The organism is Stutzerimonas stutzeri, from assembly GCF_024448715.1.
GTDB classification, from domain to species: domain Bacteria; phylum Pseudomonadota; class Gammaproteobacteria; order Pseudomonadales; family Pseudomonadaceae; genus Stutzerimonas; species Stutzerimonas stutzeri_AR.
Map to the genome: position 1 here is coordinate 20086 of NZ_JAMOHZ010000012.1, position 23731 is coordinate 43816.

General features: G+C 59.6%; 26 protein-coding genes and 3 tRNA genes. 13 read left to right on the forward strand and 16 right to left on the reverse strand.

The genetic code is table 11. The annotated features are described in order from the left end of the window. Positions 1–7: 7 nt before the first annotated feature. From prmC to hemA, 3 genes are all read right to left on the reverse strand, one after another. Positions 8–835, reverse strand: a complete 828-nt coding sequence (prmC, locus tag NAV33_RS20350) for a peptide chain release factor N(5)-glutamine methyltransferase (protein WP_255983476.1) — start codon at positions 833–835, stop codon at positions 8–10. A 108-nt stretch (positions 836–943) separates the two neighbouring features. Further along, positions 944–2026: a peptide chain release factor 1 gene (gene prfA / locus NAV33_RS20355; RefSeq protein ID WP_255983478.1), complete on the reverse strand. Its 1083-nt coding sequence runs from the start codon at positions 2024–2026 to the stop codon at positions 944–946. Next, the gene (hemA, locus tag NAV33_RS20360) at positions 2023–3291 is read right to left on the reverse strand and encodes a glutamyl-tRNA reductase (protein ID WP_255983480.1); all 1269 of its coding nucleotides are present in this window, start codon (positions 3289–3291) and stop codon (positions 2023–2025) included. The genes prfA and hemA overlap by 4 nt, the downstream gene beginning before the upstream one ends. A 180-nt stretch (positions 3292–3471) precedes the next feature. Between hemA and NAV33_RS20365 the strand changes: the two genes are divergently transcribed. The 10 genes from NAV33_RS20365 (at position 3472) to NAV33_RS20410 (ending at position 11439) form a co-directional block, all read left to right on the forward strand. After that, positions 3472–5199: a tetratricopeptide repeat protein gene (locus tag NAV33_RS20365; RefSeq protein ID WP_255983483.1), complete on the forward strand. Its 1728-nt coding sequence runs from the start codon at positions 3472–3474 to the stop codon at positions 5197–5199. Between the two features lie 3 nt (positions 5200–5202). Continuing rightward, entirely contained in the window at positions 5203–5823 is a 621-nt protein-coding gene (gene lolB / locus NAV33_RS20370) for a lipoprotein insertase outer membrane protein LolB (protein WP_255983485.1), read from the forward strand. Then, positions 5823–6683 (forward strand): 4-(cytidine 5'-diphospho)-2-C-methyl-D-erythritol kinase, encoded by an 861-nt coding sequence (gene ispE / locus NAV33_RS20375; RefSeq protein ID WP_255983487.1) that lies wholly within the window; start codon positions 5823–5825, stop codon positions 6681–6683. The genes lolB and ispE overlap by 1 nt, the downstream gene beginning before the upstream one ends. Positions 6684–6701: 18 nt before the next feature. Next, positions 6702–6776: transfer RNA gene (locus tag NAV33_RS20380), tRNA-Gln, on the forward strand. Between the two features lie 47 nt (positions 6777–6823). Further along, positions 6824–6898 (forward strand) — tRNA-Gln (locus NAV33_RS20385). Positions 6899–6980: 82 nt separating this feature from the next. Further along, on the forward strand, positions 6981–7922 hold the full coding sequence (locus tag NAV33_RS20390) for a ribose-phosphate pyrophosphokinase (RefSeq protein WP_255983489.1): 942 nt from the start codon (positions 6981–6983) through the stop codon (positions 7920–7922). A 123-nt stretch (positions 7923–8045) separates the two neighbouring features. After that, positions 8046–8663: a 50S ribosomal protein L25/general stress protein Ctc gene (locus NAV33_RS20395; RefSeq protein WP_255983492.1), complete on the forward strand. Its 618-nt coding sequence runs from the start codon at positions 8046–8048 to the stop codon at positions 8661–8663. 34 nt (positions 8664–8697) lie between these two features. Then, entirely contained in the window at positions 8698–9282 is a 585-nt protein-coding gene (gene pth / locus NAV33_RS20400) for an aminoacyl-tRNA hydrolase (protein WP_255983494.1), read from the forward strand. 132 nt (positions 9283–9414) lie between these two features. Continuing rightward, positions 9415–10515, forward strand: a complete 1101-nt coding sequence (gene ychF / locus NAV33_RS20405; protein ID WP_255983496.1) for a redox-regulated ATPase YchF — start codon at positions 9415–9417, stop codon at positions 10513–10515. 225 nt (positions 10516–10740) lie between these two features. Further along, entirely contained in the window at positions 10741–11439 is a 699-nt protein-coding gene (locus tag NAV33_RS20410) for a DNA-3-methyladenine glycosylase (protein WP_255983498.1), read from the forward strand. Between the two features lie 6 nt (positions 11440–11445). Here NAV33_RS20410 and NAV33_RS20415 read toward each other — a convergent pair whose 3' ends face one another. The 3 genes from NAV33_RS20415 to NAV33_RS20425 all read right to left on the reverse strand — a co-directional run bounded on the left by NAV33_RS20415 (position 11446) and on the right by NAV33_RS20425 (position 14150). Continuing rightward, complete coding sequence (locus NAV33_RS20415) at positions 11446–12561, reverse strand: metallophosphoesterase (protein ID WP_255983500.1); 1116 nt, start codon at positions 12559–12561, stop codon at positions 11446–11448. 421 nt (positions 12562–12982) lie between these two features. Then, positions 12983–13177, reverse strand: a complete 195-nt coding sequence (locus NAV33_RS20420) for a hypothetical protein (RefSeq protein ID WP_255983502.1) — start codon at positions 13175–13177, stop codon at positions 12983–12985. Between the two features lie 70 nt (positions 13178–13247). Next, the gene (locus NAV33_RS20425) at positions 13248–14150 is read right to left on the reverse strand and encodes a LysR substrate-binding domain-containing protein (RefSeq protein ID WP_255983504.1); all 903 of its coding nucleotides are present in this window, start codon (positions 14148–14150) and stop codon (positions 13248–13250) included. A gap of 101 nt (positions 14151–14251) precedes the next feature. Between NAV33_RS20425 and NAV33_RS20430 the strand changes: the two genes are divergently transcribed. The 3 genes from NAV33_RS20430 (at position 14252) to NAV33_RS20440 (ending at position 16497) form a co-directional block, all read left to right on the forward strand. After that, positions 14252–15460 carry an MFS transporter gene (locus NAV33_RS20430; protein ID WP_255983506.1) on the forward strand — a complete coding sequence of 403 codons (1209 nt, stop codon included), beginning with the start codon at positions 14252–14254 and terminating at the stop codon, positions 15458–15460. Positions 15461–15480: 20 nt separating this feature from the next. Beyond that, positions 15481–16281 (forward strand): 2,5-didehydrogluconate reductase DkgB, encoded by an 801-nt coding sequence (gene dkgB, locus NAV33_RS20435; protein WP_255983508.1) that lies wholly within the window; start codon positions 15481–15483, stop codon positions 16279–16281. Positions 16282–16420: 139 nt separating this feature from the next. Then, positions 16421–16497: transfer RNA gene (locus tag NAV33_RS20440), tRNA-Met, on the forward strand. A 63-nt stretch (positions 16498–16560) separates the two neighbouring features. Here NAV33_RS20440 and NAV33_RS20445 read toward each other — a convergent pair. From NAV33_RS20445 to NAV33_RS20490, 10 genes are all read right to left on the reverse strand, one after another. Continuing rightward, positions 16561–17034, reverse strand: coding sequence for a hypothetical protein (locus NAV33_RS20445; RefSeq protein ID WP_255983510.1), 474 nt, complete (start codon positions 17032–17034; stop codon positions 16561–16563). A 59-nt stretch (positions 17035–17093) separates the two neighbouring features. Continuing rightward, entirely contained in the window at positions 17094–18086 is a 993-nt protein-coding gene (locus NAV33_RS20450; protein ID WP_255983512.1) for a phage integrase, read from the reverse strand. Then, entirely contained in the window at positions 18083–19363 is a 1281-nt protein-coding gene (locus tag NAV33_RS20455) for a hypothetical protein (protein ID WP_255983514.1), read from the reverse strand. The genes NAV33_RS20450 and NAV33_RS20455 overlap by 4 nt, the downstream gene beginning before the upstream one ends. A 130-nt stretch (positions 19364–19493) precedes the next feature. After that, positions 19494–20690, reverse strand: a complete 1197-nt coding sequence (locus NAV33_RS20460) for a zonular occludens toxin domain-containing protein (protein ID WP_255983516.1) — start codon at positions 20688–20690, stop codon at positions 19494–19496. A 4-nt stretch (positions 20691–20694) separates the two neighbouring features. Next, the gene (locus tag NAV33_RS20465; protein ID WP_255983518.1) at positions 20695–21009 is read right to left on the reverse strand and encodes a DUF2523 domain-containing protein; all 315 of its coding nucleotides are present in this window, start codon (positions 21007–21009) and stop codon (positions 20695–20697) included. Beyond that, entirely contained in the window at positions 21009–22445 is a 1437-nt protein-coding gene (locus NAV33_RS20470) for a virulence factor TspB C-terminal domain-related protein (RefSeq protein WP_255983520.1), read from the reverse strand. Before NAV33_RS20470 ends, NAV33_RS20465 begins: the two co-directional genes overlap by 1 nt. Before the next feature lie 149 nt (positions 22446–22594). Then, positions 22595–22804 carry a major capsid protein gene (locus NAV33_RS20475; RefSeq protein WP_255983522.1) on the reverse strand — a complete coding sequence of 70 codons (210 nt, stop codon included), beginning with the start codon at positions 22802–22804 and terminating at the stop codon, positions 22595–22597. Between the two features lie 11 nt (positions 22805–22815). Then, positions 22816–23031: a hypothetical protein gene (locus NAV33_RS20480; protein ID WP_255983524.1), complete on the reverse strand. Its 216-nt coding sequence runs from the start codon at positions 23029–23031 to the stop codon at positions 22816–22818. Then, positions 23028–23207 carry a hypothetical protein gene (locus tag NAV33_RS20485; RefSeq protein ID WP_255983526.1) on the reverse strand — a complete coding sequence of 60 codons (180 nt, stop codon included), beginning with the start codon at positions 23205–23207 and terminating at the stop codon, positions 23028–23030. The genes NAV33_RS20480 and NAV33_RS20485 overlap by 4 nt, the downstream gene beginning before the upstream one ends. 15 nt (positions 23208–23222) lie before the next feature. Then, positions 23223–23612 carry a hypothetical protein gene (locus NAV33_RS20490; protein ID WP_255983528.1) on the reverse strand — a complete coding sequence of 130 codons (390 nt, stop codon included), beginning with the start codon at positions 23610–23612 and terminating at the stop codon, positions 23223–23225. Positions 23613–23731 lie beyond the last annotated feature (119 nt).

Below are 23731 nucleotides of genomic sequence, written 5' to 3' on the forward strand. Positions count from 1 at the left end.
ATGTCGTTCATGGCAGGCGCCCCAAACTTATGCGCTCATGCCCGCCGAAGTCCCTGCGGCTTTCTACTTTGGTGAACCCGCCTTCGGCGAGCAGCGCTCGTACCATCGCAGCCTGATCGTAGCCATGTTCCAGCAGCAGCCAACCGGCGCTTACTAGATGACTCGCCGAGGCCCCGATGATGTGCCGAATGTCATCCAGCCCGTCCTCACCGGCAACCAGGGCGCTGCTCGGCTCGAAACGTACGTCGCCCTGCAAAAGATGCGGATCGCTGGCCGGTATATAAGGTGGATTGCTGACGATCAGCGCAAAGCGTTGGCTGTCGAGCGCGGAAAACCAATCGCTTTCCCGAAAGGTGACATTCCCTAATCGTAGCCGCTGGGCATTACGTGCGGCCAAGGCCACGGCTTCGACGACGCGATCCACGCCGGTGACCTGCCACGCCGGTCGCTCATGGGCCAGCGCCAAGGCGATCGCGCCGGTACCGGTACCGAGATCCAGCACCTGTGCCGGCGTCGCCGGAAGCAACAGCAGTGCAGTTTCGACCAACAGCTCTGTATCCGGACGGGGGATCAGCGTATGCGGTGCAACCTCAAGATCAAGACTCCAGAAGCCTTGGCGACCGAGAATGTAGGCCACCGGCTCGCCACTACGACGGCGCTCCAGATCAGCAGCAAAACGGGCTTCGCACTCAGGAGGAACTTCGCGTTCGGGCCAGGTACGCAGGTAACTCGGCGCCTTACCCAGAGCAGCAGCCAAGAGCCACTCAGCGTCGAGCTTGGCACTTGATGAATCTGGCAAATCAGCAGCACGCAACAGGGATTCGATGGAGGCCATTTTCAGCATTTCCGTATGGACCTGGCGGCAGGCGCGACAGTACTGGATTAGTCAAACAATGATCGTGGCAAAGCAAGCCGCCTTGCTGCGGCCAGCTAACGAGCGCGATCAATCGCCCAGTGCCGCCAGTTGATCCGCCTGGTATTCCTGCAGCAGGGGCTCGATTACCTGCTCCACCGCCCCGCCGATGACCTCACCGAGGGAGTACAGGGTCAGGTTGATACGGTGATCGGTCACCCGCCCCTGCGGGAAGTTATAGGTACGAATACGTTCAGAGCGGTCACCCGAGCCGACCAGCAGTTTGCGCGTATCGGATATTTCTTTATGCGCAGCGCTGTCCTGCACATCCTGCAGCTTGGCCGCCAGCCAGGACATGGCACGGGCGCGGTTCTTGTGCTGCGAGCGCTCTTCCTGACACTCCACCACGATGCCGCTGGGCAAGTGCGTTATGCGCACCGCCGAATCCGTCTTGTTGATGTGCTGCCCACCGGCACCGGACGCTCTATAGGTGTCGACACGCAGATCAGCCGGATTGATCTCGATCGCGATCTGCTCGTCCGGCTCCGGCAGCACAGCGACGGTGCAGGCCGAGGTATGGATGCGCCCCTGGGACTCGGTCTCTGGGACACGCTGTACGCGATGCGCCCCGGACTCGAACTTCAGTTTGGCGAACACATTGTCGCCTTCTACGCGCGAAATGACTTCCTTGTAGCCGCCGTGCTCGCCGGGACTTTCGGAAAGAATCTCGACGCGCCAGCCCTGCCGCTCGGCATAACGGGAATACATGCGAAACAGGTCGCCGGAAAAGATCGCCGCTTCGTCTCCGCCAGTGCCGGCGCGGATCTCCAGGAAAACATTGCGACCGTCTTTTGGGTCCTTCGGCAGCAACATACGCTGCAGGCGAGTCTCGATTTCTTCGAGCTTACCGCGGGCCTCGGTGACTTCTTCCTCGGCCATCTCGCGCACGTCGGGGTCGTTGTCCTTGAGCAGCGCCTGAGCGCCTTCGAGGTCGGACTGCAGCTTGAGGAATTCGCGGTAGGTAGCGATGACCGGCTCGACTTCGGCGTATTCGCGCGAATAGCCACGAAAGCGGCTCTGATCGCTGATGACCTCGGCATCGCCCAACAACGCCGTCAGTTCTTCGAAGCGGTCCTGCAGGATGTCGAGTTTGTTGAGCAGTGACGCTTTCATGGTTTGTCCGTGCTGTCTTGCAGGGCGAAGAGCTCCTCGACGACGGTCAGGGCCTCCACACGCCCTTCGGCGGATAGTTTTTTCAGTTGTACGCTGGGTGCGTGCAGCAGCTTGTTGGTCAGCCCGCGAGCCAGCTGGGCCAGGGCATCCTCGGGCGTGCCGCCGTTAGCCAGCAGCCGCTGGGCCTTGAGCATTTCTTCGTCGCGAATGCGCTCGGCATGCTGCCGGTAGGCCTTGAGCACATCCACTGCCGCCAGCTCACGCAGCCGCGCCATGAACTCATCGGTGCCTGCAGCGACCAGCTCCTCGGCAGCCTGGGCAGCCCCCTGGCGACTCTTGAGATTCTCCGCGACCACTTCGTGTAGATCGTCGACGGTATAAAGGTAGACATCGCCCAGCTCGCCTACCTGCGCTTCTATATCGCGGGGCACGGCGATGTCGACCATGAACATAGGCTTGTGCTTACGCTTCTTCAGCGCCTGCTCGACGGCGCCCTTGCCGAGAATCGGCAACTGGCTGGCGGTGGAGCTGATGACAATGTCGCTGTTGTAGAGCTCCTGAGGAATATCAGCGAGGAGGATCGCATGCGCGCCGAACTGCTCAGCCAACGCACTGGCACGCTCGAGGGTACGGTTGGCAACCACGATGCGCTTCACGCCCTGCTCATGCAGATGGCGGGCAACCAGCGTGATGGTCTCGCCGGCGCCGATCAGCAGCGCCTGGCTGCGGTCGAGGTTGGCGAAAATCTGCTTCGCCAGGCTGACAGCGGCGAAGGCCACCGATACCGGGTTTTCGCCGATAGCCGTGTCGGTCCGCACGGTCTTGGCGGTACTGAAGGTCGCCTGAAACAGGCGCCCCAGCAGCGGCCCGACGCTGCCGGCCTCGCGCGCGACGGCGTAGGCGGATTTCATCTGCCCGAGAATTTGCGGCTCGCCGAGCACCATCGAATCCAGCCCGGAGGCGACGCGCATCATATGCCGTACCGCCTGGTCGTCGGTGTGCACATAGGCGCAGGCCTTGAGATCTTCCAGGCTCAGGCCGTGATAGTTGGCCAGCCAGGCCAGCACCATCTCGGCTTCGACCTGATCCTGCTGCAAGTACAGCTCGCTGCGGTTGCACGTCGACAGGATCGCCGCCTCACGCGTTGGCGTGACACGGCACAGTTGCTGCAGCGCCTCGACCATCTGCTCAGGCGTGAACGCCACACGCTCGCGCACGTCCACCGATGCGGTCTTGTGATTAATGCCAAGCGCGATGAAAGCCATGCAGGTCGCTGATTCGAAAACGGAGCGCGCGATTCTCCTACTTCGCCTGTCCCAGAACAACAGTTGCCCGTCATTGTCTGTACCTATCGAGCCGACCGAATCGCCTCGCAAGCCGGCCCATGTGCTTGCCTGACGGCTTGTGTCATCATGCCGCGACCGCAGATCAGCCTTATAATCCCTATGAAAAAACTCCTCGTTATCAGCGCCGTCCTGTTTCTCGGTGGCTGCCAAAGCTTCATGCAGAGCGCTCCCGACAGCAGCCCGCCGGTCGAGGAAGCAACACCGGAACCTGCAAAAACGAGTCCTGGTGAATATGGATCTTTCAGCCGAGACACGCTTTACGCGCTACTGGTGGCCGAGCTGGCCGGCCAACGCAATCGCTTCGACATCGCCTTGGGTAGCTATGTGCAGCAGGCCAACGCGACCCAGGATGCCGGCGTGGCCGAGCGCGGTTTCCGCATCGCCGAATACCTTGGTGCCGAGCAGGCTGCGCTGGATACCGCGATGATCTGGGCGAACAACGCACCGGAGAATCTTGATGCCCAGCGCGTAGCGGCCGTGCAGTTGGCGCGCGCTGGGCGCTACGAAGAATCCATGGAATTCATGGAAAAGGTCCTGCAGGGCCAGGGCGATACCCACTTCGATTTCCTCGCCCTGTCGGCCGCCGAAACCGATCCGGACACGCGAACCGGTCTGTTGAACAGCTTCGACCAGCTGCTGGCCAAACACCCTGACAATGCGCAGCTAAAATTCGGCAAAGCCGTGTTGCTGCAGCAGGACGGACGCCCTGAAGAAGCGCTGGCGCTGCTCGAAGAGCAACCTGCCAATCAGCAGGAAATCCCGTCGATTCTGCTCCAGGCTCGATTGCTGCAGGTCCTCGAGCGCGGCAACGAAGCATTGCCGCTACTGGAGAAAAGCCTCGACCAGCACCCCGAAGACAAGCGTCTGCGACTGACTTATGCACGACTATTGGTCGAACAGGACCGCCTCGACGAGGCCATGGGCGAGTTCGCCACGCTGGTCCAGCAATACCCCGACGATGACGACCTGCGCTTTTCCATGGCACTGGTGTGCCTCGAGGCTGAGGCCTGGCGCGAAGCGATCGTTTATCTGGAGGAGCTGATCGAGCGCGGCAGCCACGTCGATGCCGCCAACTTCAACCTCGGTCGCGCCTATCACGAGATGGGCAAGCACGAGCAGGCGCTGGCCGCCTTCGCCAAGGTCGGCCCCGGCAACGAGTACTTGCCCGCGAAGCTGATGCAGGCCGAACTGCTTTTCTCTCTCGACCGCAGCCAGGAAGCCTCGCAGCTACTGGCGAACGCGCGCGATGAGCAGCCAGACTATGCGATCCAGCTGTACCTGATCGAGATCGAAGCGCTTTCCGGCCAGCAGCAGCTCGAAGAGGCCTGGCAGCTTGCCGAGCAAGCGTTGGAGCAATTCCCCGAAGACCTCAACCTTCTCTATACGCGGGCCATGATCGCCGAGAAGCGCGGCGACCTGGCACAGCTGGAACAGGATCTGCGCTTCATCATCGAGCGTGAACCGGACAACGCCATGGCAATTAACGCGCTCGGCTACACCCTGGCCGACCGCACCGACCGGTTTGAAGAAGCCCTTGCGCTTATCGAGCAGGCCTACCGGCTCAATCCCGACGACGCGGCCATTCTCGACAGTCTCGGCTGGGTGAATTACCGGCTGGGCGATATCGCCGAAGCCGAGACCCACCTGCGCAAGGCATATGAGCTTTTTCCGGACCATGAAATCGCCGCCCACCTGGGCGAAGTACTCTGGACGTCTGGCGAACAGCGTGAAGCACGGGCTATTTGGGACGAAGCCCTGAAACAACAGCCGGATAGCCAGATCCTCCGCGAAACCATCAAACGCCTGACAGGCTCGGAGAAACCCTGACCCATGAAGCTGATGCGAAATCTGCTGATTCCTGCTCTCGCTCTGCTGCTCGCCGGTTGTGCCGGCCTCGGCCCACAGGAGTCCGTCGAAGGCCCCGGAAGTGCAGAAGATTGGAAGACTCACAAAGCGCGCATCAGCGAAATCGATGGTTGGCAAATCAACGGCAAGATCGGCATTCGTGCGCCTCAGAACTCCGGCAGCGGCACTCTCTTCTGGCTGCAGCGCCAAGATTATTTCGACATTCGCCTGTCCGGCCCGCTTGGCCGCGGCGCCACGCGCCTGACTGGCCGACCGGATGCAGTGGCGCTGGAAGTGGCAGGCCAAGGGCGCTTCGAAGCGGAGTCACCAGAGGCACTGGTGGAAAGCCAGCTCGGTTGGCAGTTGCCGGTCTCGAATCTGCTCTGGTGGATCCGCGGCCTCCCCGCCCCGGACAGCCGCAGCCGCGTCGCGCTCGACAGCGATGGACGCCTCGCCAATCTCCAGCAGGACGGCTGGGACGTGCAGTATCTCGGCTATATCGAGGAGGACGGTTTCATGCTGCCATCGCGCATCAAACTGGTAGGCCGAGACCTGCAGATCACGCTCGTGGTCAAGGACTGGCATCCGCGCCAGCTCGGCCACTAATGGACGAGCTGACCTTACCGGCTCCAGCCAAGCTCAACCTGATGCTGCATGTTCTTGGCCGCCGTGCCGATGGCTATCACGAACTGCAGACGCTGTTCCAGTTCCTCGACCATGGCGATGAATTGACCTTCACGCCACGCGCAGACGCTCAGATTCACCTGCACACCGAACTGCCCGGTGTCGATCATGACAACAACCTGATCGTGCGTGCAGCTCGCCTGCTGCAGAGCCATAGCGGTAGCGGCCAGGGCGCCGATATACAACTGATCAAACGTTTGCCCATGGGCGGCGGCATCGGTGGCGGCAGTTCCGATGCCGCAACTACCCTACTCGGCCTCGATCATCTCTGGCGAACGCACCTGGGCGAGGATCGTCTGGCAAAGATCGGGCTGCTGTTGGGTGCCGACGTGCCGGTGTTTGTGCGCGGTCGCGCGGCCTTTGCCGAAGGGATTGGCGAGCGCTTGCAACCGGTCGAATTAAGTGAACCCTGGTTCCTCGTCATCGCCCCGCAAGTCTCTGTTAGTACAGCAGAAATATTTTCCGACCCAGAGTTGACACGCAATACCCCGGCCATTACAGTTCGCAGCCTTCTTGCAGGGGGTGGTCATAACGACTGCCAGCCGGTGGTCGAAAAGCGCTATCCAGCAGTACGTAACGCTTTGAGCTTGTTGAATAATTTTGTTCCAGCAAGCATGACCGGCACTGGAGCTTGTGTGTTTGGGAGCTTTCCAAACAAAGGCGAGGCTGATAAAGTCTGCCGCCAACTTCCAGCCGATATGCCAGGTTTCGTGGCCCAGGGTCGCAACATTTCGATGCTGCACCGAAAGCTCGAGCAAATGGCGCAGGAAGTGAATGCCTAGCATTCGGTTGTACGATACAGGGGCGTCGCCAAGCGGTAAGGCACCAGGTTTTGATCCTGGCATGCGTTGGTTCGAATCCAGCCGCCCCTGCCACAACCCTCAGGGTTCGTACGATTGCTGCACATTCAGGTTGAATCTACAGGGGCGTCGCCAAGCGGTAAGGCACCAGGTTTTGATCCTGGCATGCGTTGGTTCGAATCCAGCCGCCCCTGCCATACACTTGAGAGCTGTTCAAAAAGCCTGGCCTTTTGAACAGCTTTTTGTTTCATCGGATCCACCCTCAGGCAGGTACTGCGCGTGTCCAAGATGATGGTCTTCACGGGGAACGCCAACCCCGACCTGGCCCGGCGTGTTGTACGTCAGCTGCATATTCCCCTCGGTGATGCCTACGTCGGAAAATTCTCCGACGGCGAAATCAGTGTCGAGATCAACGAGAACGTTCGCGGTAAGGACGTGTTCCTGATTCAACCGACCTGCGCTCCCACCAATGACAACCTGATGGAACTGGTAGTGATGGCTGATGCCTTCCGCCGTTCCTCTGCCACCCGCATCACGGCAGTCATTCCCTACTTTGGTTACGCCCGCCAGGATCGCCGCCCGCGCTCCGCACGAGTGCCGATCAGCGCCAAGGTCGTGGCCGACATGCTCGATGTGGTGGGTGTCAACCGCGTCCTTACCGTCGACCTGCACGCCGATCAGATCCAGGGCTTCTTCGACATGCCCGTAGACAACATCTACGGCTCGCCGGTCCTGGTGGACGACATTCAGGCTCAGCGATTCGAGAACCTGATGATCGTTTCCCCTGATATTGGCGGTGTGGTGCGTGCTCGCGCCGTGGCCAAGTCGCTGGGTGTGGATCTGGCGATCATCGACAAGCGCCGCCCAAAGGCCAACCAGTCCGAAGTGATGCACATCATTGGTGACATCGAAGGTCGGACCTGCATCCTCGTCGATGACATGGTCGATACTGCTGGCACTCTGTGCCACGCAGCAACTGCTCTGAAAGATCATGGCGCTTCAAAGGTCTACGCGTATTGCACTCATCCGATTCTGTCGGGCCGCGCCATCGAGAACATCGACGGCTCGGTTCTCGACGAACTGGTGGTGACCAATACCATTCCGCTGTCCGCAGCGGCGCAAGCTTGTACCCGTATTCGCCAATTGGACATCGCGCCAATGGTGGCTGAAGCGGTTCGCCGCATCAGCAATGCTGAATCGATCAGTGCGATGTTCCGCTAAGGCGAAAGCCTGGCCATTCGCGCAGACGAAAATGTGCCCCGCCTCGTGCGGGGCTTTTTGCCCAACCACCCGGTAGTGCTGGTCGCAAGCACTTCGGGCGCGTTGTTATCCTGGAGAAACACAATGACTGATTTCACTCTGAATGCCCAAGTGCGTTCCGACCTGGGGAAAGGTGCGAGCCGCCGCCTGCGTCGTAACGCCAGCCTCGTCCCAGCCGTAATCTACGGTGGCGACAAGGCCCCACAGTCCATCAGCCTGCTGCTTAAAGACCTGGCCAAGATGCTAGAAACCGAAGCATCTTTCAGTCACGTCCTGACCCTGAACGTCGATGGCCAGAACGAATCCGTTCTGATCAAGGCGCTGCAGCGTCATCCGGCCAAGGGCTTCGTCCTGCACGCTGACTTCGTCCGCGTCGTTGAAGGCCACAAGCTGACCGCTACCGTTCCGCTGCACTTCATCAACCAGGAAAGCTCGGTTGGCGTGAAGAAGCAGGGTGGCGAAATCCTGCACAACATCAACGAAGTGGAAGTGTCCTGCATGCCGCAGGATCTGCCGGAGTTCATCGAAGTCGACATGGCCAACGTCGAAGTCGGTCAGGTACTGCACATGACCGACCTCAAGCTGCCGAAAGGTGTTGAGCTGGTCGCCCTGGCTCATGGCAGCGACCTGCCGGTTGCCAACGTTCATGCGCCGCGCGTGAACAAGGAAGACACTCCGAAAGAAGAAGGCGCTGCCGAGTAATCCACTCGCCATCACCTGAGGAAGGGCCTCTGTCGTGACTGCCGTTAAACTGATCGTCGGCCTGGGTAACCCAGGCCCTGAATACGACCAGACCCGGCATAACGCAGGGGCCCTTTTCGTTGAGCGTCTGGCTGCCCATAAGGGCGTCAATCTCAGCGTCGATCGCAAATACTTTGGTCTGGTCGGCAAATTTCGCCATCAGGACGAAGACATCCGCCTGTTGATTCCCACCACCTTCATGAACCGCAGCGGTCAGGCGGTGGCGGCACTGGCCGGATTTTTCCGAATTCCTCCCGAGTCCATCCTGGTTGCCCACGATGAACTCGACATGCCTCCAGGCATTGCCAAGCTCAAGCAGAGTGGCGGCCATGGCGGGCACAACGGGCTTCGCGACATCATTGCCAAGCTCGGCAATCAGAACAACTTCTACCGCCTGCGTCTGGGCATTGGCCATCCCGGGCATAGCAGCCTGGTGACCGGCTACGTACTGGGACGTGCGCCGCAGACAGAACGCGAGAAGCTCGACGCCAGCATCGATTTCACCTTCGACGTGCTGCCGGAAATCCTCGCTGGCGACTGGACGCGCGCGATGCAGCGCCTGCATAGCCAGAAGGCCTGAAGCGCGGGCACGCAAGACAAGGCAACGGCTGAGCAGGACGGCTGCAATAGAGCGCATCCCGAGGCCGTTTAACGCAGTTTGGCAAAATGCCGGCAGCTCTTTGACTGCCAGCAACACCGAGGCAAAGACACCATGGGATTCAATTGCGGCATCGTCGGCCTGCCCAACGTCGGCAAGTCCACCCTGTTCAACGCGCTGACCAAGTCCGGTATCGCTGCGGAAAACTTTCCTTTCTGCACCATCGAGCCGAACAGCGGTATCGTGCCGATGCCTGATCCGCGCCTGCAGGCTCTCGCTGAAATCGTCAAACCAGAGCGCGTGATCCCGACCACAATGGAGTTCGTCGATATCGCCGGCCTCGTCGAAGGCGCGTCCAAAGGCGAAGGTCTGGGCAATAAGTTTCTGGCCAACATCCGCGAGACCGATGCCATCGCCCACGTGGTGCGGTGCTTTGAAGACGAAAACGTCATCCACGTCTCCAACTCGGTCGATCCCAAGCGCGACATCGAGATCATCGAACTGGAACTGATCTTCGCTGACCTCGACAGCTGCGAGAAGCAACTGCAGCGCGTGACCCGCAACGCCAAGGGCGGCGACAAGGAAGCGGTTGCGCAGAAAGCGCTACTGGAAAAACTGATCCCCCACTTCACCGAAGGCAAGCCGGCCCGCACGTTGCTGAAGAAGCTGGGTGATGAAGAGATTCAGTTGGCCAAAGGTTTCCACCTGCTGACCAGCAAGCCGGTGATGTACATCGCCAACGTTGCCGAAGACGGCTTCGAAAACAACCCGCATCTGGACGTGGTCAACGCCATCGCCGCTGAAGAAGGCGCTGTCGTGGTTCCGGTGTGCAACAAGATCGAAGCGGAAATCGCCGAGCTGGACGATGGCGAGGAAAAGGACATGTTCCTCGAGTCCCTCGGCCTCGAAGAGCCCGGCCTGAACCGCGTGATCCGCGCTGGTTATGAGCTGCTCAACCTGCAGACGTACTTCACCGCTGGCGTGAAGGAAGTTCGTGCCTGGACCGTCAAGATCGGTGCCACCGCTCCGCAGGCCGCCGCTGTGATTCACACCGATTTCGAGAAAGGCTTCATCCGCGCCGAAGTCATCGCCTATAACGAATTCATTCAGTACAAGGGCGAAGCCGGGGCCAAAGAAGCCGGTAAATGGCGCCTGGAAGGCAAGGAATATATCGTCAAGGACGGCGACGTGATGCACTTCCGTTTCAACGTCTAAGCGAAACTGGATCGATGATTTGATCCAGGCATCAGAAAAAAGAAGCCCTGCCCAAGCAGGGCTTTTTGCTTTTTTTAGCTTCCCGTTCGGACTGGATAAAGCACGAACTGCCGCGCCTGCACCGCTTGTTTGCCTGACGACTGGCACCAAATCCAATCGTCGATTGGGGAATATTCGTCCCGCTTATCGGTCGGAACAGGCAGACTTGCCGAAGCCGGAGCCCTGATGAACAGCCTCACCGAACCGCCGCTACAGTATCTAGACGATGACTTTTTCGACCGGGACGCCCAGACCGTTGCCCAGGAGCTGCTGGGCACCGTGATTCGCCATTGTGTCGACGGGTTGTGGCTGTCGGCGCGCATCATCGAGACCGAGGCCTATTACGTCGACGAAAAGGCCAGCCACTCATCCCTGGGCTACAGCCCTTCACGCCGAGCAATGTTTATGCCGGCCGGGCACCTCTACCTTTATTACTCACGCGGTGGCGATTCACTGAACTTCAGCGTCCAGGGTGAAGGCAATGCGGTATGCATCAAGGCCGGCTACCCCTGGGTCGACTCGCTTTCCTGCGAAGAATCCATTGAACGTATGCGTACCAACAGCCCGGCCGCAGCCGGAGGCCCTCGTCCACTGACTCGCCTCTGCTCCGGCCAGACGCTGCTGTGCAAGGCGCTCGGCCTGACCGTAACGGAATGGAACGCCCGACGCATGGACCCCGCTCGGCTGCGCGTGGACGACATCGGCGCGCGACCGGACATCGTCCAAACCACCCGCCTCGGCATTCCGAAGGGACGCGACGAGCATTTGCCCTATCGCTTCGTCGATGCCGGATTCGCCGCGCACTGCACACGTAATCCGCTGCGCCGCGGACAGCTGGAAGGCGAAGACTACGTAATGATGCGCCGCGAATTGTTGGCGAGCTGAGAAAGGCTATCCGGCGCTGACCAGACGAATGCGGGTGATTTCCGATGGTGCGCCGAAACGCAGCGGAGGTCCCCAGTAGCCGGTGCCGCGGCTGATGTAGATCTGCATCTCTCCGACGCGCTGCAGCCCCGCCACCCACGGCTGTTGCCAACGCACAAAGTGCATCCACGGCCAGAACTGTCCGCCATGGGTGTGTCCGGATAGCTGCAGATCGCAGCCCACCTCCAGCGCGGCCTTCGCCGACCGCGGCTGGTGCGCCAGCAAAATGCGCGGCACATCGACTGGCGCGCCAGCAAAGGCCGCTACCGGATCACTTTTATGGTTGGGCCTGAACAGCTCGGCTGAATAATCCGCGATGCCTGCCAGCACCAACTGCGCCCCAGCGTGCTCTAGCAGCTCATGACGATTGAGCAATACCCTCATGTCCAGCCGCTCGAATTCGGCGATCCAGCTGTCCGCACCGGAGTAGTACTCGTGATTGCCGGTGACCACGTAAACGCCGTGACGCGCCCGTAGCTGCGCTAGTGGGGCGATGTCGTCGGCCAGATCGGCAACACTGCCGTCCACCAAGTCGCCAGTGATAACGATTAGATCAGGCGAAAGCTCATTGACCCGCTTCACGATCGCATCGATATAACCCTGCTTGATCGTCGGGCCCACATGGATATCGCTGAGTTGGACGACGCTAAATCCGTCCAGCGCGACAGGCAGATTGCGCATGGCGATGTCGCGCTCGATCACCCGAGCCGTGCGCCGCGCGTTCAGCACGCCGAACAGCGTCACCGCCAGCACGGCGGCGATAACGGACAGAGCCGATCCCTGCGTAAAACCTGCCGACTCCCAGCCCAGCAGCGATGCCAGCGTGAGAACGAAGGCACGAACCAGCGATAAAACCGCCAGGCTTGAAAAGATCCCCATGGCCAGCAATCCGGACCACGCCAACAACGCGCTACCCGAACCTCGTACCAGCACGCCGTACCGCATCAGAACGGCCGAAAGCGTGAGATACAACCAAGCCAGAACGCTGCCGGGCAGACCGAGCGATAAATCCGGAATCAGCGTGACGCCAACGAACACATGCAGGCCAATCAACAGCACTCCAACCAACAACCGCCTGTTCATGCATCATCTCTCTTAGCAAAGGGGGACACGCCTGGATGCCCTGCCTGGTTAACAGCGGGCGTCTAGCTGGTTTTTGGATGAGTTCGGGAATCGATCACGCGAGCCGTTGTGCCGCTTGGCATCGTGAAATCCCCATCGCGCTCGCGGCAAATGATGTCATGGGTCGGTGAACTGCAGTGCCAGCTCGAAGGCTGGAAGCGCAGCCATTGCGAGCTAGCCGGACATGGTCACTTCGCAAACAAGCGCACGGCGCCTACCCGCGTCCCCACGCCGGAGCGTGGGTACGATCAGTGCGGATCTAACATCGATGGTGACCGATGGTTCCCACGCTCCCGCGTGGGAACCGCTTATGGGACCGTTCCAGGGTCACGCCATTGCACCCTCAACAGGGCGCCGAGCCCGCTAGCCAGTACAACGAACGTTACATCACACCCGGATCTGGCATCGGGTCCGGTGGCGGCGGCTCTTTTTCCAGCTGTTCGAGTATCTCATTGGGCAGGGTGTCGCCGTCGTCCAGTTCGGTATCACTTTCGGCGTCGTCGAGATCGTTCAGGGGCGATTCGTCCGCAAGCCAGGGGTACAGCAGCGGATCGCTTGGGAAGTTAAGGCTCAGCATGGTCGTGTCCTCGCAAATAGGCCTGCAATGTTAGGCAGGGTCATGCATGCATGGTTCGGACCGATCATCCCTAGCGCGTCCACTCCTGCTCGCCCAAGCACTCACTGAGGTAATCGAGGAAGCAGGTGATGCGCGCCGCCAATGCGGTATTGCGGTAATACACCGCGTGGATCGGCTGGAGCACCCGGACGTTCGCCTCGGCCAGCACCTCGACCAGCATGCCCTCGGCGCGATCGCGCGCGGTCATGAAGTCAGATAAGCAGGCGATACCCTGCCCGGCCAGCGCTAGATGCCTCACTGTCTCGCCGCTGGATGCCCACAGGCTCGGCACGATGGGCCAGGTCTCGCCGAGGGGATGGCGCAGTGGCCAATGATTGAGGCTCTCCGGCTGGGTGAAACCGATCAGGCTATGCGTCGCCAGGTCCTCGACCTGCTGCGGCACACCCCGGTCTGCCAGATACGTGGGGCTCGCCACTGCACGCAAACGACTACGCCCCAGCGGCCGAGCGTGCAGGGTGGAATCACGTAGCGGGCCATGGCGCAGCGCGAGGTCCGTGCGATGTTCCAGCAGATCGATGATTTGATCACTGCTGTGCAGCTCCAGCTCGATATCCGGATAGCGCTTGCGGAACCCACCAACAAGCGGCACCAGCACATGCAGCATAAAGGGTGCCGAGGCGTTGACCCGTAACCTTCCGGCCGGATGTTGCAGGCGACGCGACATCTGCTCCTCGGCTTCCTCTACCGCATCAAGAATCCGCCTGGCCTGAATCAGAAAGGCCGCGCCCTCCTCCGTCAGCTCCAGACGCCGCGTCGTCCGACGCAGCAAAGTGGTCGCAAGCTTGGCTTCGAGACGGCTAAGGGCGCGGCTGACACCCGAGGCCGTCTGCCCCAGTTGCACCGCGGCGCCGGAAATCGAGCCGGTATCGATCACCGCCGTGAAGGCTTGCAGTTCGTCGAGCGTCGTTTTCATCTGTGACTCGCAGTCAATTATGTTTGGCTTGAGACCCGGTTTTTCCGCACGAGTCTGCGGTAGACACTACGCGGCATGCAATCCACCCGGAGTTTCATTCCATGCCCATCGCCTTGCTCGCGCTGACCCTCAGCGCATTCGCCATTGGCACGACGGAGTTCGTCATCGTCGGCCTGATTCCCACCATCGCCAGTGATCTCGCCGTCAGCCTGCCTTCGGCCGGGTTGCTGGTCAGCCTCTATGCCCTCGGCGTCGCGGTCGGCGCGCCACTGCTCACCGCCCTGACCGGCAAGGTGCCGCGCAAGTTGTTGCTGCTGTCGCTGATGGTGCTGTTCACCGCCGGCAACCTGCTCGCCTGGCAGGCGCCGGGATACGAGTCGCTGATCCTGGCGCGCATCGTCACCGGCCTCGCCCACGGCGTGTTCTTCTCCATCGGCTCGACCATTGCCACCAGCCTGGTCTCGAAAGAGAAAGCCGCGAGCGCCATCGCCATCATGTTTACCGGGCTCACCGTCGCCCTCGTCACCGGCGTGCCACTCGGCACCTTCATCGGCCAGCAGTTCGGCTGGCGCGAGACCTTTCTCGCGGTGTCGTTGCTCGGCGTGATCGCCTTTATCGGCAGCCTGATCTTCGTGCCACGTACCATCCAGCACAGCAAGCCCGCCTCCATCGTCCAGCAACTGGCCGTACTGAAACAGCCGCGCCTGCTGTTGGTCTACTCGATGACTGCGGTCGGCTACGGCGGCACCTTTATCGCCTTCACCTTTCTTGCGCCGATCCTGCAGGAGATCAGTGGCTTCGGCGAAGGCGCGGTGAGCTTGGTACTGCTGGTCTACGGCGTCTCGGTGGCGGTGGGCAATATCTGGGGCGGCAAACTGGCCGACCGTCGCGGGCCGATCAGCGCCCTGAAGTTGATTTTTGCGCTGCTGGCGGCCGTCCTCTTCACGCTCACCTTTACCGCGGCCAACCCCTGGCTGGCACTGGCGACGGTTTTGCTCTGGGGTGCGGTGGCGTTCGGCAACGTGCCCGGTTTGCAGGTCTACGTGGTACGCCAGGCCGAGCACTACACACCGAACGCCGTGGACGTTGCCTCGGGTCTGAACATCGCTGCATTCAACCTTGGCATCGCCGGTGGCGCATGGCTCGGGGGACACATCGTCGCATCTATGGGTCTGATCCATACCGCCTGGATCGGCGCGCTGGTGGTGCTGATCGCCCTGGCCCTCACGTATTGCAGCGGCCGGCTGGATAGCCTGGACACGCGATCAGGCGACGCCATACACGAGTCGGCCCTCGCCGCCTCGCATTGATCAATCACACAGGAGAACCTATGAGCATTCCCGCTTTCGGCCTCGGCACCTTCCGCCTCAAGGGCCAACAAGTCATCGATTCGGTGAAGATGGGTCTCGAACTCGGCTATCGCCACATCGACACCGCACAGATTTACGAGAACGAAGCTGAAGTCGGACAGGCCATCGCCGAGATCGATGTGCCGCGCGAAGAGCTGTTCGTGACCACCAAGGTCTGGACCAGCAACCTCCGCGCCGACCGCCTGATCCCCAGCCTGGAGGAAAGTCTGAGCAAATTGCGCATGGAGCAGGTGGACCTCACCCTCGTGCACTGGCCCTCGCCCAACGACGAGCTAACGGTCGCCGACTACCTGGCCCGCATGCTGGAAGCCAAAGAGCGCGGCCTGACCCGCGCCATCGGCATCTCCAACTTCACCATCAGCCATATGCAACAGGCCATCGACGCCATCGGCGCCAAGAACATCGCTACCAACCAGGTCGAGGTGCACCCCTTTCTGCAGAACCGTAAGGTGATCGACTTCGCCCGCAGCCAGGGCATCCACCTCACCGCCTATATGCCGCTGGCCTACGGGAAGGTGATGCAGGACGAGGTACTGCAACGCATCGGCGAAAGCCACAACGCCAGCCCCGCGCAGATTGCGCTCGCCTGGCTGTTGCAACAAGGCTTCGCCGTGATCCCGTCATCCACCAAACGCGAAAACCTCGCCGCCAATCTGGCTGCTCAGAAGCTGCGCTTGACTGACGAAGAGATGCAGCAGATCGCCACGCTGGATCGCAACGAGCGCCTGGCCAACCCCGGCTTCGCGCCAAAGTGGGACTGATCGACACGCAAACAGACGCGCCGCCGCGCGGGCTTCAAGTGCCCATCGGTGGCGCGGCATAAGCATTTGATAGACGGACGAAAAATCACGGAAGGAGGGTTGACAGCCACAGGCGCGACGAGAATAATGCGCGCCACTTGGCTACGTAGCTCAGTTGGTTAGAGCATAGCATTCATAATGCTGGGGTCCGGGGTTCAAGTCCCTGCGTAGCCACCAAACAAAACAAGGGCTTACCGAAAGGTAGGCCCTTTTTTGTTGCGCCTGATGACTACAGAGTGACTACGCCTTGTCTACCTTGCCACCTACCGGCGCTGGCAGCCCCTCATCCAAGTCAACCCCCCTAGCCCTAAGATCGGCCCGAAGTGCAAGTAGCTGCAATTTTGCCAGCTCCAACTGGGTAGCAGCCATCTGATCAGCGACAGGCTGAATACACCGATACCAGTGCATAAAACCTGAAACCACGCCCAAAGCACCAAGGGTCGCCATGATGACGGCAAGAGTGATGTAGGTCTGCTTGTCGGACGACGCAACCTCTACAACTCGTTCCAAAGAGGCCTTCCGAGCCTCCTGAGGCAGGCTCAGCTTTGCCTCTGACCGCAGAGTCTCCAGCTCTACCCAATGTTCGAACACTACTGAGTTCGTTGCCTTAGTTGCGTACACAACAAGTGCGAAGCCAGAGGCAACGAGTAACAGAGAAAAAAGAGCTGCAAACTTATAGAGATTATCGGTAGGAAGCGGGATCCTATTTTCCATGTTCTTTCCAACTTTCCGTAGGAAATCGGAGTATGCATGGTAGCTACTCGAGAATGAAATCATAGAGCTGCCCTGTATTCGGACTGTGCCAACGGGGACAACCGGAGCGCCGACTCCAAATGGTCAGGCGACAGGTGTGCGTAGCGCATCGTCATCGTGATCGACGAGTGACCCAGAATCCGTTGCAGGCCAAGAATGTCACCCCCGGCCATCATGTAATGACTAGCGAAGGTGTGCCGCAGGATATGGGTCATTTGTCCTGGGGTATCGAATCCGCATCGTTTGTATGCACTCCGAAAAGCAGACCGGCAGGACATGAACAGCCGTCCATTACCGGGCATCCCCAGCTTCAGTGCGATTTCCTCGACCTCCTTCGGGATCGGTACAGACCTAGACTGCCTGTTCTTTGTCCGGTGAAAATGCGCCTTGCCACCAAATAGGGCTGCACGGGAGAGGGATTCCGCTTCATCCCAGCGAGCGCCCGTGGCCAAACACAGGAGCGCAACCGGATAGGTGTGATTGTTGGTCGACCGGCGACACTCATCGAGCAGCTGGCGGATCTGTGGAAGCGTCAGAAAGGTCAGCTCGGTTTGGTCGGTTTTGATCTGACGGATGCTAGCCAGCGGGTTCTTACCCACCCAGGCGCCAAGACGGATCAGCTCGGAGAACACCGCAGACAAATAGCGCTGTTCGTGATTGACGGTGTGCGGAGAGGCTTCCGTGAGTCTGCGCTGACGATAACGTGCCCATGCCAGGGCATCGAACTCAGAGGCCAGAGGGTCACCTAGCCGCTCAGCGATCGCGAGTGTTCGTGACAGTCGTGTTTTCTCGTCTTTCAGCGAGCAGCCGTGCAGCGAATGCCACAGGGTTACCAAGTCAGAAAGACGATCATCTAGCGGTCGGCCTGTCAGCTTGAAGGTCGCAAAGAACTCGGATTCATAGCGCTGAGCTGCTGCCTTCGTCAAAAATCCTTTCTTGCGAATACGCCGCCCTGCCCGGCCATTCTCGTAGAAATCAGCCGTCCAGGTTTTGCCGTCTTTTCGAGCCGTCATACCGCCCTACCCCATCGAACATGACGCTCTTGGAGCAGGTTCTTGATGTGCTTGTATAGATCACGCTCCGTCATATCCTTGGACGCGTAGTGATCACGGATTACCGGCCAGCATTCCCACTCGCGCAACCGGTCAAAAGCTTGCTTAGCGCCCACCCGCTCCCTTGCTAGTAGGCTTACGAAGTTTCCCAGGAAGAGCTCCACGTTCTTGCCAGAGAAGCCGCGAGAGGTTTTGTAGTAGCGCTTGTATTCGGTTTCATCAATCAAGGAATCGACCGGCACATCCACCCGCACGTCATCACGGATGAGGGTCCAGATCGGCTCGAAGTAGCCAGGACGGGCGAGTAACTTGAATTGGCCCAGGCCGTAGCGCCAGAGGCCGTCGAGGTGTGCTGAAAACGCTGCGAAGGAGTCGATATCAATGGCTTGTCCGGTCTTCACATCCACGGAGCCACTCGCGAATTGCTGGATAACTGAGTGGTGATAACGCAGTTCGACGCGCCACACGTCTTGGGTCGGGTCGTAGTTGTCAGGGTCTATCTGGTCCAGAGAGTCACGACGACGCCAGACACTTTCCCAATAGTCGAGCTTGTCATGGGAACGCGCCTGAAGCGTCTTGTTGTAAATGCCGAGTTGAACACCCCCGGCAGAGCCAAATAGAAAGGACTGGCCCCGCCCGTAGGTGGCTGCTTCCATGGTCCACTGGATTTCTTTGATACCCGAAATATCCCGGTTAGCGCGGGCGCGACAGTGCATGCGGGCGGTCAAGTCAGCCGGAGGCGTCCAACCCTGGAGATCCAGCGCCAGATGGACAGCACACTGATTGCGTTCGCGGTTGGTCATGACGGCTGCGGCGTAGTAGTCCATCCGCTCTTGCAAACGCTCAGGCGACAGCGCATCGATGGCATGCGGCGACACTTCGATTTTCAGATGTGGGCCGATCTGGTCCAGCTTGGCGTTGAAATTTTTGATGAGCAGAATGAACCCGAGGTCGGCGTTCTGAAGCTTGTACTGGTAGCCCGAGTCCCGACCAACACGACCGGCGTGCCAGAACTCTCCAGCAAACTCGACCATGACGCCCGGTTTCTCGAACAGCGCCATGATCTCGGGACGGATCAGTCCGCGATACAACTGGCGGACCGTATCGACGCCGCAATGCAACAAGCGGACGTTGGATAGATCGGCTATCCGAGCGGTGCCCGGGTCGACGAATAACCGGCTTCGACCGTCTTCCAATCCGGTGATGAGGTCGATTCGTTTGAAGTCTTTGTTGGCCATTTTGTTTCCCCTTTACTATGGGTTACTAAGGTTGTTCGGTTGGATTTATCTGACGTGCTACAGGGACGTCAGCGCGCGCAGCACGCCGGCTCGTGCCTCGCCGTGCGTGCCTGGGGCACGCTGACGGTCTTCACCACAGGAACTTCCCCTTCTCATACGGCACGCGGGTAAAGCGTGTGCGCTGGGGTTCGTTCTGGTTCTGGCGCGGCTGTGCCACCGGCTGCGGTGCCGGGAGCTGGTTGTTCCGGTTCTGGTCCTGCATCGAGCCTCGGTCGGGCTTGGTCGGGTCGAAGTAGCCGTTCTGCACAACGGTCATGCAGAACTCGAACGACACCTCCAGCAACGTGCCTTGTTGGGTGTTGCATCGGCAGCCGGTCAGCCCATCGTCGGTATCGCCGATGCTCATTCGCCTTCGGTTGCGGCTGATCAGCTCTCGGTCGGTGGTGGCGATGCAGATCGGCTTGGGAAAGGCTTGCGGGGTGTTCAGCTGGTCATAGATCGGCGCGGAGCCGGGCACATCCTGAATACGTGGAACGCGAGAGCCGAGATACTGCTCTAGCGTTTGCGGCTGCTCTGCGCCCTGGTTGCCGATGGGGTTGATGAACGAGCCAACGACGCTTTTGGCCTGATCAACCATGCTTTCGGATTCAATCGGCGCGCCGATCTGATCTGCCGCCTGGGGCGCGGTCTTCTCTTGTTCGTATCGGGCATAGGCGCGGTACACCAGAAACCCCGCCCCGATGATCACCGCCGCGGCCAACAGGAACTTAGTCGGCACCTTGGCCTGAAAGTGGTGCTTGGCATTGGTGCTGGTATAGGCACCGAAGTATTTCTTATCCAGCCGCAGCGACTTCTTGTCGGCATCCTTGAAGCTGGATTTCACCTCGACCTTTTCAACCACCACTTCGGATTCGAAGCGCAGCAGTTGGGATGACTTGAAGACGCGCCAGTAGTGAATATGCGAGTTGCACAGACGGCGCAGGTGAACATCGAGGTAGCGCGGGTCTTGAGTGACCAGATGCACTTCGTGGCCCTGGTGACGCATGGTCTCGAAGCGGGTGATGTGCTCAGGCGGCCGTGCTCGTGGATCGCGTGAGCCAAACCAGCCTTGGGCTTCATCCACGATGATGATCGCGTCGGCCGGCAGCTCGAACCACTTCTCGGGATCTTCGAACACGAACCAGCTGGCTTTCAGCTGCTCGGGCTTGAGGCCGTTGATGTTGTGGTAGTAGACGACGCGACCTTGGGCGTGGGCGCTTTGGTCGACTTCGCGGATGGTGTTGAGGGTCTTGCCGTGCCCCGGCTTACCCGTGCGGATGATGAGCATGGGATCAGGCCGTGAAGGTGGTGACGTTGCCGAGCTTGGTGCGGCGGTCGGCTAGCTTGTCGATACCGGACAGCACCAGGCGCGTGGTGATGGCGGCGAAGTACATATTGAACGCGACATCGATCTTGGCCAGTCCCAGGATCATCTGGATCGACTGCGCCACGTTGCCCATGTTGGCGAGCATGTAATCTTTCGCCTCACCGATCACGAAGTTGATGCCGAGGTAGCTGACCATGCCAATGCCAAGCACCCGTAAAACCATCATCACCAGCGGTTTGACGATCATCACGGCGAGTACGGCGAGGTAGTAAAAGTGCATCAGGCACCTCCAAAGGCGCGGCCCACATAGACGGCGCAGAACATTGCGGTGAACGCCACGATCAGCCAGGACATATCCGTAGCGGCTTGGCACAGAGGCTCATAGGTAATTTGCAGGGTGCGGCCACCGCTGGAACGGAGGTTCATGCTCTCGGGTGACGGGCAACCGGACGGGAGGAAGCGGCCAGCGCTGTCGATGAAGCTCGGCGCTTGAACCTCAGCTTCTTTCAGCTCGAACTGTTCACCTTGGAACAGCCCTTCGATATCGGTCTTCTTTTTGTCGAAGTCGGCCTGCTCTTCGGCATTGCAGCGCATCTGCTTCTGTTGCTTGAGGATGGCGCACTGGACCGCATCGCCCTTGCAGCTGATCTGCGCATCGCAGGCTTCGCCGGTTACGCCAGATGGAACGCATTTGTTCGGATCGGTGGCCGGGTCGCATTCACCTTCGCCGTCTCCTTCACCATCACCAGTGCCGTCACCATCCCCTGAACCATCGCCATCACTGGAACCGTCGCCACTTCCACCGTCGCCATCACCGCCGCCATCCCCACCGCCATCACCTGGGTCTGTGGGATCTGTCGGATCTGTCGGATCTGTCGGATCTGTCGGATCTGTGGGATCAGTAGGATCAGTCGGGTCAGTAGAATCAGGTGGCAACGAGCAGAACGTACCGTTCCAAACATAACCCTCAGGGCAGTTGTTATCGGGATCTGGAGCGGGGGTGTCATCTGGATTAGTGGTGTCACTAGTCCCACCAGGCGCGGTACGAGCGGGTTCGCCACCAGTGCATTCGAAACCGGCGCTCTTGTATTCGTAGGAGCCGAAGACTCCGGGAGGATTGCCGCTTGTGTAGACGTATACGTTGGTCGCCGCAGTAAAACCCCAGGTGTATTGGCAGCTATTAGCGCAGACGCTTCCAGGTGGCTCAGTTGACGGTTGACCAACTGATGACTTCATCAAGTGTTGATGAAGAATGGTTTGGCCGTTAGTTGCTTCGCAGGGATTAGACGAAGGCAAACATTCACCAATGGAATCATCATAGTTGAAACCGATCGGGCAGGACGTTCCGAATCGCTGGGCATAATAAGTGTAATAAGAAATCGAAGCCGGATTCTCAGGATTGGGAACCTTCCACTTACACGACGCATAAGTGGGGGAACTGAAAGTGCAGGAAACAAACTGGAAGTTGGTCGTGTCATTTCCTTGTACTGTCGCTGAGTTAAGCGCGGCAGCTTTCAAGCTTGGTTTTGCCGTACATTGGACTTGCGAACATTTCCAATAATAGTCCTCCGCAAAAACGCCCTGAGAGAAAAAGAAAAGTGGAAAGGTAAGTAACGTGAGAATAAAAAGCAGCGACCGACGACGGTTGCCCTCCTCCGTCGGTCTAACCGACGGCGGACGCTGCGTTACTCGAAAGACGAAGTTAGAAATATCCATATCACACCCGCCCAAAGAACACGAGATAGAACGCCAACGTGGTCAGAATCAATACATATAGTTCATAACTCATTGGCGTTCCCTCGAAAGTGAAAACCCCGCCGGAGCGGGGTTTGTTTGCTTCGGCACGTGCGGTGCGCAACCCCGGATTACAGGGCGCGGCGCATGTACTTGAACGCCATGGCGGCGATGATCACGGCGAAGACGGCCCAGCCGATGGTGCCGACGTCGGTGCCCGCCTCGGTCAGCGCGCCAGTGGCTTCCGGTGGAACAGCCGCATAGACGGAGCCAGCCAGAGTGGAAAGCGCGGCAGCAGCGCCAACGCCGATTTTCTTGATGAAGTGCTTGTTCAGTTGCATGGGGTGATACCTCACTGTTTCAGGACTTTTTTGAGGACCAGAAAACCGAACACGGTGGCGAAAAGCACGATGGCCTCTGCCTGTAATTCGGAAACCTGCTCCCAGGTAAGTGCAGCGCCGTAGAGGCCCTGCATTTCCTCGACCGTGAGGGCAACCAGCGAACCGGAGCAGACAGGCGAACCATCGGCGCCTTGCAGCCAGTCACCCTCACAGGCGAGGAAATTCATGCACCGGCCTCAATGAGGTCGGCGGCTTGTTCGAGGGGTTCGCAGTCGGGGCAGACGGCGAAGTGAGGCGGCAACCGCAGATCGGGCAGCAGATCGCTCTGCGGTGCAGGCAGGCTCATGAGCTTGCCCATGTCGTTGCCGCAGCAGTCGCAAATCACGCGGTCACCGATCAGCATGGTCCGCCCTCCCCGTTAGTTGGCTTTGGCTGGTTCCGGCTGGGTGCCGGTCGCAGGTTTGCCGGGTTGTTGGGTAGGCTGCTGAGTGGGCTTGCTGGACTGGGTGGCGTTGGTCTTCGCGGACTCCAGATGCAGGCAGAGATTGTTGCCCTTCTGTTTGCCAGCTCGGGCGATCTCGAAATGGATACGCACGGTTTCCAGCGGTTCGAAGTTGGCGCCGGAGGCAAACACCTCATCGGCTACTTCCAGGGGAACGTCCATGCTGACGATGGACAGGCCGTTTTCGGTTTGGCCGTCCGGCTCATCGCCGTAAAAGACCTTCACAATCTTTACTTCGGTGCCGTTTTGGCTGAATGCGAGCTTCTGAGTGCCGAGAAATGCAACTTCCATAGTTGAACGTGCCATGTTGTGTTACCTCAGTTAGTTACGCTTAGTGCGTGGGTTTGCCTTTTTGCGGGCCGAGAGAGCCCAGGCCGAGAAACTGTTAAAGTTTTTCTCTCGCCAGGGTTTACGCGGCTTACAAC

What these genes read in the sequence shown, in the direction of transcription:
- prmC (WP_255983476.1), bottom strand. Translation starts at nt 835, where the DNA reads ATGGCCTCCATCGAATCCCTGTTGCGTGCTGCTGATTTGCCAGATTCA.
- prfA (WP_255983478.1), bottom strand. Translation starts at nt 2,026, where the DNA reads ATGAAAGCGTCACTGCTCAACAAACTCGACATCCTGCAGGACCGCTTC.
- hemA (WP_255983480.1), bottom strand. Translation starts at nt 3,291, where the DNA reads ATGGCTTTCATCGCGCTTGGCATTAATCACAAGACCGCATCGGTGGAC.
- NAV33_RS20365 (WP_255983483.1), top strand. Translation starts at nt 3,472, where the DNA reads ATGAAAAAACTCCTCGTTATCAGCGCCGTCCTGTTTCTCGGTGGCTGC.
- lolB (WP_255983485.1), top strand. Translation starts at nt 5,203, where the DNA reads ATGAAGCTGATGCGAAATCTGCTGATTCCTGCTCTCGCTCTGCTGCTC.
- ispE (WP_255983487.1), top strand. Translation starts at nt 5,823, where the DNA reads ATGGACGAGCTGACCTTACCGGCTCCAGCCAAGCTCAACCTGATGCTG.
- NAV33_RS20395 (WP_255983492.1), top strand. Translation starts at nt 8,046, where the DNA reads ATGACTGATTTCACTCTGAATGCCCAAGTGCGTTCCGACCTGGGGAAA.
- ychF (WP_255983496.1), top strand. Translation starts at nt 9,415, where the DNA reads ATGGGATTCAATTGCGGCATCGTCGGCCTGCCCAACGTCGGCAAGTCC.
- NAV33_RS20410 (WP_255983498.1), top strand. Translation starts at nt 10,741, where the DNA reads ATGAACAGCCTCACCGAACCGCCGCTACAGTATCTAGACGATGACTTT.
- NAV33_RS20415 (WP_255983500.1), bottom strand. Translation starts at nt 12,561, where the DNA reads ATGAACAGGCGGTTGTTGGTTGGAGTGCTGTTGATTGGCCTGCATGTG.
- NAV33_RS20420 (WP_255983502.1), bottom strand. Translation starts at nt 13,177, where the DNA reads ATGCTGAGCCTTAACTTCCCAAGCGATCCGCTGCTGTACCCCTGGCTT.
- NAV33_RS20425 (WP_255983504.1), bottom strand. Translation starts at nt 14,150, where the DNA reads ATGAAAACGACGCTCGACGAACTGCAAGCCTTCACGGCGGTGATCGAT.
- NAV33_RS20430 (WP_255983506.1), top strand. Translation starts at nt 14,252, where the DNA reads ATGCCCATCGCCTTGCTCGCGCTGACCCTCAGCGCATTCGCCATTGGC.
- dkgB (WP_255983508.1), top strand. Translation starts at nt 15,481, where the DNA reads ATGAGCATTCCCGCTTTCGGCCTCGGCACCTTCCGCCTCAAGGGCCAA.
- NAV33_RS20445 (WP_255983510.1), bottom strand. Translation starts at nt 17,034, where the DNA reads ATGGAAAATAGGATCCCGCTTCCTACCGATAATCTCTATAAGTTTGCA.
- NAV33_RS20450 (WP_255983512.1), bottom strand. Translation starts at nt 18,086, where the DNA reads ATGACGGCTCGAAAAGACGGCAAAACCTGGACGGCTGATTTCTACGAG.
- NAV33_RS20455 (WP_255983514.1), bottom strand. Translation starts at nt 19,363, where the DNA reads ATGGCCAACAAAGACTTCAAACGAATCGACCTCATCACCGGATTGGAA.
- NAV33_RS20460 (WP_255983516.1), bottom strand. Translation starts at nt 20,690, where the DNA reads ATGCTCATCATCCGCACGGGTAAGCCGGGGCACGGCAAGACCCTCAAC.
- NAV33_RS20465 (WP_255983518.1), bottom strand. Translation starts at nt 21,009, where the DNA reads ATGCACTTTTACTACCTCGCCGTACTCGCCGTGATGATCGTCAAACCG.
- NAV33_RS20470 (WP_255983520.1), bottom strand. Translation starts at nt 22,445, where the DNA reads ATGGATATTTCTAACTTCGTCTTTCGAGTAACGCAGCGTCCGCCGTCG.
- NAV33_RS20475 (WP_255983522.1), bottom strand. Translation starts at nt 22,804, where the DNA reads ATGCAACTGAACAAGCACTTCATCAAGAAAATCGGCGTTGGCGCTGCT.
- NAV33_RS20480 (WP_255983524.1), bottom strand. Translation starts at nt 23,031, where the DNA reads ATGAATTTCCTCGCCTGTGAGGGTGACTGGCTGCAAGGCGCCGATGGT.
- NAV33_RS20485 (WP_255983526.1), bottom strand. Translation starts at nt 23,207, where the DNA reads ATGCTGATCGGTGACCGCGTGATTTGCGACTGCTGCGGCAACGACATG.
- NAV33_RS20490 (WP_255983528.1), bottom strand. Translation starts at nt 23,612, where the DNA reads ATGGCACGTTCAACTATGGAAGTTGCATTTCTCGGCACTCAGAAGCTC.